Origin of the sequence: Bacilliculturomica massiliensis (genome assembly GCF_900605495.1) — a bacterium.
In the GTDB taxonomy this organism is placed as follows: domain Bacteria; phylum Bacillota; class Clostridia; order Peptostreptococcales; family Anaerovoracaceae; genus Bacilliculturomica; species Bacilliculturomica massiliensis.
Genome location: NZ_LR027596.1, coordinates 72,586 through 86,155, shown reverse-complemented (window position 1 = coordinate 86,155; position 13,570 = coordinate 72,586). Strand labels below are relative to the sequence as shown.

The window sequence follows — 13,570 nt, the reverse complement described above, 5'->3', positions numbered from 1 at the left end:
GGTATGACGGAAATGGATTTTTTAACGGAAATGATGGATCGGGTGGAAGGGTGCAGGGAGGAATTGGTGCAACATCGCCGGTATCTGCACGAAAACCCGGAGACCGGCTTCGACGTGGATAACACGGTGGCCTATATCAGAGAGTGCCTGAAAGAAAAAGAGATCGAGATGCTGCCCTCCTCCGTGGGCGTCATCGGCAGGATCAGAGGAGGAAAAGCTGCTGCGGGCGTCAAGGCGGCGGGACTGCGGGCGGATATGGACGCCCTGTCTCTGCAGGAGATCAATCAGGTTCCTTACTGCTCAAAGCGGCCGGGAAAAATGCACGCCTGCGGCCACGACGGCCATACGGCCATGCTGCTGACAGCGGCCGGCGTACTGAAGGAATTTGAGAGAGAACTGGCCCGGGATGTGATCCTGATGTTCCAGCCGGCCGAAGAAGGCCCGCAGCCCGGCGGCGCGAAGCCTATGCTGGAAGAGATGGAAAAGCTGGGCATAGCGTCCCACATCGGCGTGTTCGGCGGCCTCCATCTCACCACGGAGTACCCCCTTGGGACCGTGGCCGTAAAATACGGCAGTCTCATGGCGTCCACAGATGAATTTTATCTCAAGATCAAGGGGAAGGGCGGTCACGCCGGCACTCCCCATCAGACAGTGGATGCGCTGTCCGTGGCGGCCAAATTTGTGACGGAGATGGAGAGCTTCATGTCCAGAAAGATGGATCCCTTTGATCCTGCTATTTTTTCCGTGGGTATTCTCCGCTCAGGAAGCGCCATCAACATCGTTTCCGAGACGGCGGAATTGGGCGCCACGATCCGGTGCCAATCCGAGCAGAACAGGGCTTATGTTCTGGAAAACGCGGAAAAGATCATCCGCGGGATCTGCAGTTACACCGGCGCGTCTTATGAACTGGAGATCAAGCGCGGGCTTCCCGTGCTGGTCAACGATGAGACGACAACGAAGAGCGCGGAACGCATCGCGGCCCAGGTGGTGGGGAGCGGGAATATCATCCACAAAAAGACGTCCGAGATGGGCGCGGAGGACTTCTCTTACGTGGCGGAGCGCTTTCCGGCGGCGTTTCTGTGGCTGGGAGCCCGCAATGAGGAAAAAGGCTTTGTTAACCTCATGCACAATCCGGGCTTTGACTTTGACGAGGACGCGCTGCTCACAGGAGCGAAGCTGCACTGTCGTTTCGCTGTAGAATTATAAACGAGAACAAAAGAAGATCCGCTGAAAACGCCAGATGTGGTTTTCAGCGGATCTTTTTTATTTCCGTGATGCGGCGCGCCTATGGGATAACTAGTCTTTTCCCATTTTTCTCCTATGCGCCATGACCATGAGCGGCGTCCCGCGCCTGTATATTTCATACCGCTGAAGACAACGGGATAAAGGATCAAAACAGCCGCTTTCCATCTGAAATATCTATATTGAATGCTTTCGCCATTCCGGTCTGCTTATACGGATTGATTCGTTCGCCCAGGCCGTCGTGCCGGAAAAGGGAGCCCGTATTCTTAAACCAGAAGGTCACACCCGCTTTTGCGCATTGATCCCGGATATTCAGCACCCACTCATAATCGCACTGGCGCGCTTCCCGCCCGGTTTCGCCGCCGACGGTAACATGATCCACTCCATAGAGATAAGGGGTCAGGTCGATCGCTTCCAAAAGCGGCGCGCAGGCGATAAACCGCCGTTTTATCGGATAGGATAAAAACAGGGGAAGGCGGTAATCGGCCAGCGCCTGGTTCTCTACCGTGCAGCCCAGGTTTACATTGTCATAGCCCTCGCCCCAATCGGCGGGAAGGGATACCGGAAAACGGTCGATGCGCTTTGTCAGGATGAGAAACTCAATGTCCGTCCGTTCACGGATCATGGCCCAGGCCTCTTTCCGCCATTCGTCAGCTTCGGGCAGGAAAAAGTCGGTGGCAAAGCAGGTGGCGAGGATCTTATTTCCTTTGATGTTGTATTCGCCTTTTTTATTTCTTCTAATGGGCCAGTCGAATTTATCTGTTTTCAGAATCATATTCTGTCCACAGCGTTTTGCATAGGGTCCATAAAAATAACAGTTTGTGCAGCCGTCACTTATTTTGTAACAGCCTGTCCACGGCTCCCAGTTCATAGGCAGTCTCCTTTGTTCTGCGTAAAAAAGCGGCGGTTTTGGCAAACCAGAGCCGCCCTGTGTCTGCATACAAAAACAGCTTTCTCAAATGGAAAGCTGTTTTTGTATAGAAGTTTGTTCCTTGATATGGTACACCCGACAGGGTTCGAACCTGCGACCTTGTGAGTCGGAGTCACACGCGCTATCCAACTGCGCTACGGGTGCGCATCTGTATTATATATTACCACATTTATTTGAGATAATCAAAGCTTATTTTAAAAAATCTATTTTTTCCGCGTCTCGGAGCGCTGCGGAACAGGGTGAAACGTTCTTTCCCTTGGCCTTCTTTGCCGCTTGCCTGCAGGAGGTTCCTGCTATATAATTCAGGTAGGAACAGTATTCTCTGCAAGATCGTCAAAGGAGGAACAGACCATGATAAAAAAGCGTAAGAAAACGCTGGCTGCCGCCGGCATCGTTATTCTGCTATTGCTGCTTTCTCCCATCTTTGTCTCAGCGGGCCGGGCGGCAGGGCTCACTATGCCGATCTACGGCAACTGCTGCAACCTCAGCTATACAAACAACGGCGAGCCCATCGATTTTCTCGATGCGCAGTGCAGTATCTACAATGAGGCATGGCAGATCAAGGGGGGCTTCGATCCCCAGGCGGCCAGAGAACTGGTCCGGGCCGTGAAACCAAAGATCTCTCAGATGTCCGGCAGTACGCAGACCGTTGCCGGGCTGGTGACGGCCTACTTTGATGTTCGGCTTTTCCTGTCCGGCCAATAGAGCCGCCGGTTCAGGCTCCGTCTGCCGGCCCGCCATGCAGGGGAGAGGGGACTGGATATTGTCAGAACTTTCATTTCCTGTTTATGAGCGCGAAGCCGATGATCGTGCCGCAGACTCCGCCGACGATGTGCGTCAGATGCGACACGTTGTCCCGCATGAAGATGCCGCTGACCAACTCGCCGCCGATATAGATGACGGCCACCAGGATCAGAGTCAGGGGGATGGTCCCTTCCTTGGCGCCGGAAAGCGACGAAAGCAGGATCATCATGAATACTACTCCGCTGGCGCCCAAAAGGGCTGCAGAGGGGAAGAATATAAAGTTGACCAGTCCGGATGCGGCCGCTGTGATGAAGATGGCCAGCAGCATGGTGCGGCTTCCGTATTTTTCTTCAAGGGGCGGTCCGACCACCAGGAGCAGGGTAGTGTTTGCGATATAATGATCCAGGTTGGCGTGCCCCAGCACGTGGAGCACCATGCGCGGCCAGGTCAGCGGATCGCTCAATGGCGCCCGGTATACGCTGAAGAGAGCTGCGGTGGTGCGGCCGCCGCTCAGAAAGCCAAGAAACAGCGCAGTCAGTGAAAGCAGCGCAAAGGTGAGGACCACCGGAGAATTATAGGTTATCTTTTTCCCGATCTGTTTCATCAGAGTTACCTCCATATTACCAACAAGAGTACGCGCCGCGGTCATGCAGATCCACGTTTGTCTGCCGGAGCCCATCACAGGATCCGCCCGGCATAAGCATAATTATTATATCAGAACGGCCGGAGAAATTCAGCTCTTTTGGTTCCGGCAGGCTGATCCTGGGCTTTGACGGCGGCTATAAAATTAATATTATTAATTTTCAAAAATCGGTTGACAAATTGGTGAATTATGCTACAATATAGACATATTCACAAGGCACGATTGGTTCACATATTTTTGTAAGTCATCTGCTTGGTTGATGGTTTACAAAAATATGTGATTTTTATTTTGCCGCGTCCGAATATAATAAAAATCAAGGAGGTACCGACAATGTATACAGGTACAGTAAAATGGTTTAACGCTGATAAGGGATATGGATTCATCTCCAACGATGATGGCAGTGATGACGTATTCGTGCACTTCTCTTCGATCGTCTGCGACGGTTTTAAAACTCTGAACGAGGGACAGAAAGTGACCTTCGATACAGAAGTTGACTCCAGAAACAGCAGCAAGATCAGAGCAGTCAACGTTTGCCCGGTGCAGTAAGCAACTGAAAAAAGCCCTCTCTATGGAGAGGGTTTTTTTATTTTCCCAAGTCTTTTTACAGTGGTATAATAGCCGCAGAGCGGATATTAATTATATGATTCTGTGCACGGCGGACGCCATGTCTGCATCCATGATCGGCCTAGGGTCTGTCATGGGATGAACGCAGTATGCAAAGCAGAGGACAATGAATCAGAAAGAAATGAACGAATGAAATTATATACGAACGGAAAAATCGCATCCATGGACCGCGATCTTACTTTTTATGAAGCCATCGGTATCGAGGACGGAAAGATCTGTTTTCTGGGTTCGCGGAAAGAGGCGGAAGCGCTGCAGGCCGAAGAACTGGTGGATCTGGGGGGAAAGCTGATGCTGCCGGGTTTTGTGGATACCCATATGCATATGCTGATGTACGCGTTCTTTGCCCGCAATGTGGATCTGTTTGGCTCCCGGTCCGTAGACGAGGTGATCAGCCGGTTTCAGGAAAAGTTAAAATCTGATCCGGGACGGTCCTACCTGTATGGCATGGGATGGAATCAGGAAAATTTTGAGGGCGGGGCCTTCCCGACAAGAGCGGATCTGGACCGGATCTCCACGGAGATCCCCATCTTCGCCGCCCGTATCTGCGGTCACATCGCCGTTTATAACAGCAAGGCGCTGGAACTTCTCAGAGCCTCTCAGCCCGGCGCTCACGTGCTGGGAAATACGGATTTTGAGACCGGTCTGGTGAAGGAGGACGCGGCGTTGAGCTATTCCAGTCTCATTCCGCCTGTCAGCGAGGAAGAACTGGTCCGGATGATCCTCGACGCCCAGGCTGAGATGAACCGGTGCGGGCTCACCTGTGCTCACAGCCACGATTTCGCCGTTATGCCGGGAGTGGAGTGGAAGACGATCGTCTCCGTTCTGAGACGCCTTTCCGACGAGGGCAAACTGACTTGCCGTATCTTTGAACAGAGCTATTTTCCGGACGACAGAGAATTTGCCCAGTTCCTTTCCCAGGGACTGCGCACGGAGCGCGGGGGCGACGGCTTCTTCCGCATCGGCCCCAGAAAGATCGTTTTGGACGGCTCTCTGGGAGGCAGTACGGCTATGGTCCAAAAGGGCTATGTACACGACAGGGCGAACAAGGGGCTTGCCTCCTCCACAGAGGAAGCGTTTTACCGCTCCGTCCGTCAGGCACACGACAGCGACTGCTCCGTGGCCGTCCACTGCATCGGCGACGAGGCCATGAGATGGACGCTGTCCGCTTTCCAGCGCTGCCAGAAGGAGAACCCCAAGCCTGATATCCGGCATGGGATCGTCCACGCCCAGCTGACCACGCCGGAGATTATGGAAAAGATGAAGGAGCTGGAAGTGCAGGTATTCGCTCAGCCGATCTTCATCAACGCCGATATGGAGGTCATCTACGACAGGATCGACGGGGAGGACGCGGCGCACACATATAACTGGAAGACTATGCTGGACATGGGGATCCACGTCAGCGGGGGGACCGACGCGCCCGTCGAGCCGTTTCACGTCATGAACAATCTTTACGCCGCCATAACGCGCAAAAACCTGGAGGGCACGAAGACCTTCCTGCCGGAGCAGGCCCTCTCCGTGGAAGAAGCAGTTCGCCTTGTCACCTCATACGCAGCCTGGGCCAGCTTTGACGAAGACAGGAGCGGCACGCTGGAAGTGGGAAAGAACGCCGATCTGGTGGTTCTCTCAGAAAATATTTTTGAGATCGAACCGGATCGGATCAAGGATGTAGACATACTTCTGACCGTGGCCGGCGGCAGAACCGTGTATTCGGTATAAAATACCCTTTCAACCGCGGCGGCCCGGGCCGAAAGGATTCGCAGAGGGCGGGCAAAATTTATTTTGCAGCCCTCTGTTTCCACAGCATGCGATTATCCTCGAAAGAAACGCTCAGCTGACCCAGGTCGCACAGCCAGGAGAGGTAGGAGCGGATCGTGCTGCCTACGAGGACGTATTGATTCACGTCCATGGTCAGTCCGTAATCGTCAAAAACACGCTTCAGGATTTCTTCAAAGGTAAGAGGCTCCCCGCAGCAGGCCAGGAGCTTTTCTTTTATTTCAAGCACCTTTTGGCGATTGGCCCGGGCCAGAGGCCGGATATCCGGCACCGCTTCGGCATGGGAAGGGATGAAGCTGGCGCCTTCCAGCTGTTCGATCCGGTCCAGGGTATCCAGATAGGCGGCCACGTCGTAGATAAAGGAGATGTGGTACTTGTCTATGATGGTCTCACTGGTCAGGCAGTCGGCCAGAAACCAGACGTTGTCCGGAGTTTTTACGCCGATCATGTGAAAGTAGTGCCCGGGCAGGTCGATGATCTCCATGCCCGGCGGCAGCGGAGCCGTGGAAAGCTCCAGGACCTGGCTGTCCTGAGCCATGAGAAATTTGTTGCGCAGGGCTTTGCAGGGATACCCGCCGTACAGGAAGGATGGTTCCAGTATGGGAAAGCGCGTGAAAGCGGCGTCGATCCCTTTGGCGTATATGGGGCAGCCCAGACGGTCCTGAAGCAGATGATTCCCTCCGATGTGGTCCGCGTTGGAATGGGTATTGATGATGGCTTTCAGGTTCCAGCCCTGGGCTGTCAGGATCTTTTGGATCTTTTTCCCGGCTTCTTTATCGTTCCCGCTGTCGATGAGCCAGACGTCTGTGGCGTTTTCCAGGTAAAGGCCCATCTTGGCGGGACAGTCGATATAGTAAGTTCGTTCTGCGGCGTGGATCAATTCATACATGCTATGCACCCTCTCTCTTGAATAATGATCGAATTGCTGTTCTGCGGCCGGACGAAGGCGGCGTGGGCGGGCGTGCCGCCGGCGGCGCCGTCTTTGAAAGCCGCCGGATATGGAAACTGCCGGGCGGGACGTTTCCGTCGCGGCCCGGCAGCTGAAGAACCATGGGTCAGTTTATCTGATCGCTTCCTTGCCGCCCATGTACATGCGCAGGGGCTGCGGAATGCTGACGCTGCCGTCAGCGTTCAGGTTGTTTTCCAGGAAAGCGATGAGCATACGCGGCGGAGCGACCACCGTGTTGTTCAGTGTATGAGCAAAGTAGAGGTTTCCGTCGGCGCCGCGTACCCGGATCCCCAGGCGCCGGGCCTGAGCGTCTCCCAGATTGGAACAGCTGCCCACTTCAAAGTATTTCTGCTGTCTGGGGGACCAGGCCTCCACGTCGATGCTCTTGACCTTCAGGTCGGCCAGATCGCCGGAGCAGCACTCCAGGGTGCGCACGGGAATGTCCATGCTGCGGAAGAAGTCCACGGTGTTCTGATACAGCTTGACGAACCAGTCCATGCTCTCCTCGGGCTTGCAGACTACGACCATCTCCTGCTTTTCGAACTGATGGATGCGGTAAACGCCCCGTTCTTCGATGCCGTGGGCGCCCACCTCCTTGCGGAAGCAGGGGGAATAGCTGGTGAGAGTATGAGGCAGCGTCTCCTCGTCAAGAATGGTGTCTATGAATTTGCCGATCATGGAGTGTTCGCTGGTACCGATGAGATACAGGTCTTCGCCCTCGATCTTGTACATCATGTTCTCCATCTCGGCGAAACTCATGACGCCGGTGACAACATTGCTGCGGATCATGAAAGGGGGAACGTAGTAGGTGAAGCCCCGGTCGATCATGAAATCCCTGGCGTAGGACAGGATGGCGGAATGAAGCCGGGCGATGTCGCCGGACAGATAGTAGAAGCCGTTGCCGCTGGTCTTTCTGGCGCTGTCCAGATCAATGCCGCTAAACTTTTCCATAATATCCACGTGATAGGGCACCTCAAAATCCGGCACGGCCGGTTCGCCGAACCGTTCCACTTCCACGTTTTCACTGTCGTCTCTGCCGATGGGCACGGAGGGGTCGATGATATTGGGAATGACCAGCATCCGTTCTCTGATGCGGCCGGCCAGATCTTCTTCCTCGGCTTCCAGTTGAGCCAGTTCCTCGGCCATAGCTGCAGTCTGAGCTTTTTTTACCTCGGCCTCGTCTTTTTTGCCTGCCTTCATCAGCCCGCCGATCTCTTTGCTGACCGTTTTTCTCTGGCCGCGAAGCACATCGCCTTTGGATTTTACCTCGCGGATCCTCACATCCATCTCGATGATCTCATCCACCAGCGGCAGCTTTTCCTCCTGAAATTTCTTTTTCAGATTTTCTCTGATCGTCTCCGGATCGTTCCGGAACATTCTGATGTCTAACATGGTATTTCCTCCTGTTTTTCTATTTTGTGCTTGCAGCGTGTATTTATGTGTCTTCGGCGGTCTGCAGTTCCGCTTCGCCGTTTTCCTGCGTAATTAAAAAAAACCGCCCCATCATCATGGGACGGAAAGCTCCGCGTTGCCACCCAAATTGCCGGCCTGTCCGCCGACCCCTCGAACGCGCTGTAAAGGGCGCAGCCCTCGGCTTTCGCCGTCAGCTCCGAAAGTGGAAAAGTCCCGTATTGCACCGGTTTGCACCAACCACCGGCTCTCTGCAGCAACTCTGTGGACCGCAGCTCTCATCCCCGCTGTATCTGTGAGACTATTTGATTTTAATTGTACTTATTATATATGGCATTTTCCGTGAATGCAAGGAAAATTTGCGGCGTATATCCGGTCAGTCGGCGTAGAAGTCTTCAAAATCCATGTCCCAGCACTCAGGGCAGGGGGAATAACCCAGCCGTCTGGCATTGCCCACATCCAGGATATAGGCGTGATCAGGGTTCAGAAATTCGCAGCCGTAGTGATGGTAGCGTTTGCTGTAAGTGGGGACCACGCAGGTGCTGTTGTAGTAAAAGTGCAGATCTTTCAGGAGCGCTGCGTTTCGTTCCTCAAGTTCGCCGCTTTTGGCCGCCGCGCTCTTCACCGTCTCCTTTGTCTCTTTGAGAGCGGTATTGAGACGATACTGTTCGTCAGAGAGAGCGGAGTTTTCTTTAGACAGATGATAGACGGAAAACAGAAGGACGACGCATAGTAGAGGAACTGCGATGCGCAGAGCCAGTACGGGAATATTTGATTTTCCAAAGCCCGAGAGAAGGGTTGAAAAACGAGACTTTTCCCCCTTGATTCCGCCGTTCTCGCCGTTCTCGTCGTTGTCACCGTTTTCGCTGCGCTCTGCACGCAGGGCGTCGTCGTAATTTCGCCGCGCCTCGGGATCAGACAGGACATTGTGCGCTTCGTTGATCTGCTGCGTGATGTCGTGGGCAAAGTCCTCGTCCTCCCGGTACACGTCAGGGTGATATTTGCGGACGAGGGCTTTGTAGGCCATCTCGATCACTTCCTGTGAAGCGTTCTCGCGTACTTCCAGTATTTCATAATAATTCATCCGGCGTCTGCCTTTCTATTTCAATGTAAAAATGATCTGTGCCTGCGGAGCGCCGCGCCTCCGCAGGACTGCACAGACTCCGGCGGCCGCTGTTTCGGCGCGCTGCGAAGAGTTTTCCGACTGTGCAATTCCATTTTATATGAAAGAAGAAAGAAATCAAGAGTTAAGTCGAATAAAGCGGCTGGAAGCTGAAATATGACGGAAAATGACAGAGAAGGCACGCCTGTATATCGTTGACAGGGCCGTCAGGTTGAATTAAACTGAGTATTATATCAGCAGGCGCTGTCTGGATAATTGGTCCTGGGGCCATGGGCCGCGGGACAGAGGATGGGCCGGCGAAAAGGAAGTGAATATGAGTTTTGAAGGATGGAAGGCGATCCGGCCTGAGGAAACGGATATCCAGGCGGCGGATGGCAGTATCGCAGGCATTATCAGCCGGGCGCTGAATTTTGTGGACCCCCGTCTGGTCCAGCATGGCAGCAGGGTAGCGCAGCTGGTCCACAGTTTTTTGATCAGCAGAGGGCAGTACGATCGAAAGCAGATCCGCGATATCTGCTTCACGGCGCTGCTTCATGATATCGGTGCATATAAAACAGAAGAGATCGATCGCATGGTCAGCTTTGAGGCGGAGCAGGTGTGGGCGCACTCGGTTTACGGCTCGCTGTTCATCCGCCATTTCTCGCCTCTCTCTCAGTATGCGGACGCCGTGTTGTTTCATCACACGTCCTGGGAGATCCTGAGGGAGATGAAGGAGGTTGGAGCGGAGACGGTCTGGCTGGCGCAGACCATCAATCTGGCGGACCGGATCGACATGTTTTTTCAGCGCGGCGAGGGGACGGAGGCGGAATTGAAGCGCCGCATTGGGGCGGCTGGAGGACGGCGGTTTATGCCGGAGATCGCGGAGATGGCGCTGGCTATGGACTTCAGCGGATGGGAGGACGGCGCCGGCCTGCAGGAGGGCGGCAGAAACGGCGGGGCGGAATTCCCACATCACGTAGAGTTCTTTTCGCGGGAAGAGATCGTGGAGTATCTGCAGATGCTGGTCTTCGCCATTGATTTTCGGAGTCATTATACGGTGACGCACACGATCACCACCACGGGAGTCAGCATGGAGACGGCAAAACGTCTTGGCATGAACAGGGAAGAGATCAGGTGCGTGGCGCTGGGCGCGCTGCTGCACGACCTGGGAAAGATCGGGATCCCCATCGACATTTTGGAATTTTCAGGCCCGCTGAATGGGGAGCAGATGGCGGTGATGCGGACTCATGTGGATCTGACGGAACAGATCCTGGGCCAGACAGTATCGCAGACGGTGAAACGCATCGCGCTGCGGCATCACGAAAAACTGGACGGGTCCGGTTATCCCGGAGGATTGAAGGCGGCGGAACTGACCAGAGCGGATCGGATCGTGGCGGTGGCGGATATCGTCAGCGCGCTGAACGGCCAGCGCAGCTATAAAGAGGCGTTCCCGAAGGAAAAGACGCTGGATATTCTGGCGGAGATGAGCGGTCAGGGGCTTTTGGACGGGGACATCGTTGCGCTCATATGCGCTGAATTCGACAGCATTATGGAGGCTGTGGGAATCATGTGCGGGCCGGTGGTGGAAGCCTACCGTTTTGTGAACGGGGAGTATGAGCGCCTGCTTGAGAAATATTCAGGGGAAGGGATCAGCTGAAGCCGGAGAAAGCGTACAAAATTGCAGACATGGAAGGGCGCCGGAACTGATTGGCCGGGAGAAAGGAAAGGGTCAGGGTCCGGATCCGTGGGGGCGGATCCTGTTTCCGGCTGCTGGAGGCGGTCTTGGGGCGGCGGGAGAGGGACTTTTGAAAAAAGTTGAAATAGTCCTTGAAAAACGCCGCCGAATTTGGTATGCTAATAAAGCACGAAGCGAATATGCGGGTGTAGTTCAATGGTAGAACTCCAGCTTCCCAAGCTGGCAGCGTGGGTTCGATTCCCATCACCCGCTCCACAACGAAAGCATTGGAATTTAGACGTTCCAATGCTTTTTTTACGCCGCCTGTTCCCCAGAGGCCGCCGCCCCATCGGAGCATTGGATCCCCTGGGCGGCTTGCAATATTCGCCATGATAGGATATAATCTTTCATAGTAACTAGAAATATCATACAGCAGAGAGACTGGATAAGGTCCCTCAGATCTCGATCGCGGCAGCGGCGGAAGAGCCGGCGGCCAGCGGCAGAGCTTCGGGTGAGGTTCAAACATATGAAACGTTTTTTGGCAGGCGGCTTGATCGCTCTTTTTTTGCTCCTTTTACTCTTCGGAGGGGTTACGATCCATACGATCGTCTCATCTCAGACCAACGGCCGCCTGATCAATTATGTGGGCATCGTGCGGGGCGCGTCGCAGCGCTTGGTCAAGCTGGAACTTGCGGGACAGGAGAGCGATGAGATGATCGCTTATCTGGACGGTATTCTGGATGAATTGTCAGCGGGAAACGGCAGCTATGGGCTGCCCTGTCCTGAGGATCCCGCGTATCAGAGGAATCTGCGGGAACTGGATCAGATGTGGGAAGAAGTGAAGGCGAACATCGCTGATTACCGTACAGGCGGGAATAACGCCCAGGTGCTGCTGACGCTGAGCGAAGATTATTTTACCCAGGCCAACAATACGGTTTTTGCCGCTGAGGATTATTCGTACCGTCAGTCAGGTATTTTGCTGTCGGCTTCGGCGGCCATGCTGGTGATCATGCTTCTGACGTGGATCTTCATTCTCGTCGCTTGTTCCAAGAATCTTCTGAGTCTGGAAAAAAGCAATGAAAGGCTGAGCGATCTGGCCCAGCGAGACGCCCTGACCGGCGTCTATCTGCTGGAAGCGTTTAAAGAAAAGGCCCAGAAACTGCTGGAAGCGGAGCCTGATGAGAAATTTGCCGTGCTCTACACTGATTTTGCGGATTTCAAATATATCAACGACGTGTTTGGCTACGCTTACGGCGACAGCATACTGACCCGCTACGGTGAGATCCTGAACGGGGGATTGAGAGAAAATGAACTGAGCGGAAGGGTCTCGGCGGACAATTTCGTTTTGCTGTACCGCTATGAGGAGAAGGAAGAGCTGGCGGCCCGCCAGAGGGAAGCGGACCGGTCGATCACCGATTTTATGCACAACTCCCACGACGGCCAGACGATCTCCACCTACTGCGGTATCTGCTGTGTGGAGGACGTGATCGAGAATCTGAAGATCGACGGCTTTCTCGACCGGGCGAATTTTGCACGCAAGACGGTGAAAAACGGCACGAATTTAAATTATGTCTACTATGACGAGAGCATACGAAACCGGCTGCGGGAAGAGAAGAGCGTGGAAAATCGAATGGCGGAAGCTTTGAAACGCAGGGAATTTACCGTTTATTATCAGCCCAAGGTGGAGCTTTCGACCAACAGGGTCGCCTGCGCGGAGGCTCTGGTCCGCTGGCGGAGCCAGGACGGGACTGTCATTCCGCCCGATCGTTTTATTCCGGTCTTTGAACGGAAATACATGATTAACCGGCTGGATCAGTATGTGTTTGAGGAGGTGTGCCGCTGGCTGCGACATATGCTCGATGAAGGGAAGCCTGCGCTGCCGGTGTCGGTCAACGTATCCCGTCTCCAGTTTTACGATCTGAATTTCGTGAACCGCTATGTGGAGATCCGGGATAAGTATCAGATCCCCCCGTCTCTTCTGGAGATCGAATTCACCGAGTCCATCGCTATCGATAACGCCAACCTGCTGGTGCGGATCGTGGACAAGCTGAAAAGGGCGGGATTTGTCTGCGCCATCGACGATTTCGGGAAAGGTTACTCCTCGCTGAGTCTTTTGAAAGATCTTTCCATCGACATATTGAAGATCGACGGCTTTTTTTTCACGGGAGGGCCGGACAGCGCCCGGGATATGGCCCTGGTGCAGGGCATCGTTGACCTGGTGAAAAAGTTCCGGTTGAAGACCGTAGCTGAGGGAGTCGAGCATCCGGAACAGGTCGAATATCTCAGAAGGATCGGCTGCGACTACGTGCAGGGTTATGTGTTTTACAGACCGATGCCTCAGCAGGACTACGAGGAGCTGCTGGTGAGAGAAGAAGAAAAGTCCAGAAGATAAATAGTGTACAAACAGCGGGATCCCCTTGTTTCAACGGCGAGACAGGGGGATTTTGCGTGGGGAGCGGCCGGCAGGGGATGGGAGA

Annotated in this window: 11 protein-coding genes and 2 tRNA genes; 7 read left to right on the top strand and 6 right to left on the bottom strand. The window is 54.2% G+C overall.

Annotation, left to right across the window (positions count from 1 at the left end; all coding sequences use genetic code 11):
- The first annotated feature begins 12 nt into the window (after positions 1–12).
- Positions 13–1,206 (top strand): M20 metallopeptidase family protein, encoded by a 1,194-nt coding sequence (locus E0E37_RS01575; RefSeq protein WP_165445151.1) that lies wholly within the window; start codon positions 13–15, stop codon positions 1,204–1,206.
- A 184-nt stretch (positions 1,207–1,390) separates the two neighbouring features.
- On the opposite strand, the gene E0E37_RS01570 is transcribed toward E0E37_RS01575, so the two are convergent.
- A complete protein-coding gene (locus E0E37_RS01570) occupies positions 1,391–2,113 on the bottom strand; it encodes a DUF5131 family protein (RefSeq protein ID WP_130861216.1) in 723 nt (240 codons plus the stop codon).
- A 127-nt stretch (positions 2,114–2,240) separates the two neighbouring features.
- Positions 2,241–2,317: transfer RNA gene (locus tag E0E37_RS01565), tRNA-Arg, on the bottom strand.
- Between the two features lie 207 nt (positions 2,318–2,524).
- On the opposite strand from E0E37_RS01565, the gene E0E37_RS01560 reads away from it, so the two are divergent.
- Positions 2,525–2,878: a hypothetical protein gene (locus E0E37_RS01560; RefSeq protein WP_130861215.1), complete on the top strand. Its 354-nt coding sequence runs from the start codon at positions 2,525–2,527 to the stop codon at positions 2,876–2,878.
- Positions 2,879–2,948: 70 nt separating this feature from the next.
- Here the strand turns inward: E0E37_RS01560 and E0E37_RS01555 are convergent, their stop codons facing one another.
- Positions 2,949–3,521, bottom strand: coding sequence for a rhomboid family intramembrane serine protease (locus E0E37_RS01555; protein WP_207302903.1), 573 nt, complete (start codon positions 3,519–3,521; stop codon positions 2,949–2,951).
- 369 nt (positions 3,522–3,890) lie between these two features.
- On the opposite strand from E0E37_RS01555, the gene E0E37_RS01550 reads away from it, so the two are divergent.
- Together E0E37_RS01550 and E0E37_RS01545 are read left to right on the top strand one after the other, a co-directional pair.
- Positions 3,891–4,106: a cold-shock protein gene (locus E0E37_RS01550; protein WP_130861214.1), complete on the top strand. Its 216-nt coding sequence runs from the start codon at positions 3,891–3,893 to the stop codon at positions 4,104–4,106.
- Positions 4,107–4,313: 207 nt separating this feature from the next.
- On the top strand, positions 4,314–5,900 hold the full coding sequence (locus tag E0E37_RS01545) for an amidohydrolase (protein WP_165445150.1): 1,587 nt from the start codon (positions 4,314–4,316) through the stop codon (positions 5,898–5,900).
- Positions 5,901–5,958: 58 nt separating this feature from the next.
- Here E0E37_RS01545 and E0E37_RS01540 read toward each other — a convergent pair whose 3' ends face one another.
- From E0E37_RS01540 to E0E37_RS01530, 3 genes are all read right to left on the bottom strand, one after another.
- On the bottom strand, positions 5,959–6,846 hold the full coding sequence (locus tag E0E37_RS01540; RefSeq protein WP_130861212.1) for an MBL fold metallo-hydrolase: 888 nt from the start codon (positions 6,844–6,846) through the stop codon (positions 5,959–5,961).
- Positions 6,847–7,017: 171 nt separating this feature from the next.
- The gene (gene serS / locus E0E37_RS01535; protein WP_130861211.1) at positions 7,018–8,298 is read right to left on the bottom strand and encodes a serine--tRNA ligase; all 1,281 of its coding nucleotides are present in this window, start codon (positions 8,296–8,298) and stop codon (positions 7,018–7,020) included.
- 394 nt (positions 8,299–8,692) lie between these two features.
- The gene (locus E0E37_RS01530; protein WP_130861210.1) at positions 8,693–9,400 is read right to left on the bottom strand and encodes a J domain-containing protein; all 708 of its coding nucleotides are present in this window, start codon (positions 9,398–9,400) and stop codon (positions 8,693–8,695) included.
- A gap of 352 nt (positions 9,401–9,752) precedes the next feature.
- On the opposite strand from E0E37_RS01530, the gene E0E37_RS01525 reads away from it, so the two are divergent.
- The 3 genes from E0E37_RS01525 (at position 9,753) to E0E37_RS01515 (ending at position 13,485) form a co-directional block, all read left to right on the top strand.
- A complete protein-coding gene (locus tag E0E37_RS01525) occupies positions 9,753–11,075 on the top strand; it encodes an HD-GYP domain-containing protein (protein WP_130861209.1) in 1,323 nt (440 codons plus the stop codon).
- A gap of 220 nt (positions 11,076–11,295) precedes the next feature.
- Positions 11,296–11,369: transfer RNA gene (locus E0E37_RS01520), tRNA-Gly, on the top strand.
- Between the two features lie 250 nt (positions 11,370–11,619).
- Positions 11,620–13,485, top strand: coding sequence for an EAL domain-containing protein (locus E0E37_RS01515; RefSeq protein ID WP_130861208.1), 1,866 nt, complete (start codon positions 11,620–11,622; stop codon positions 13,483–13,485).
- Positions 13,486–13,570: the final 85 nt, after the last annotated feature.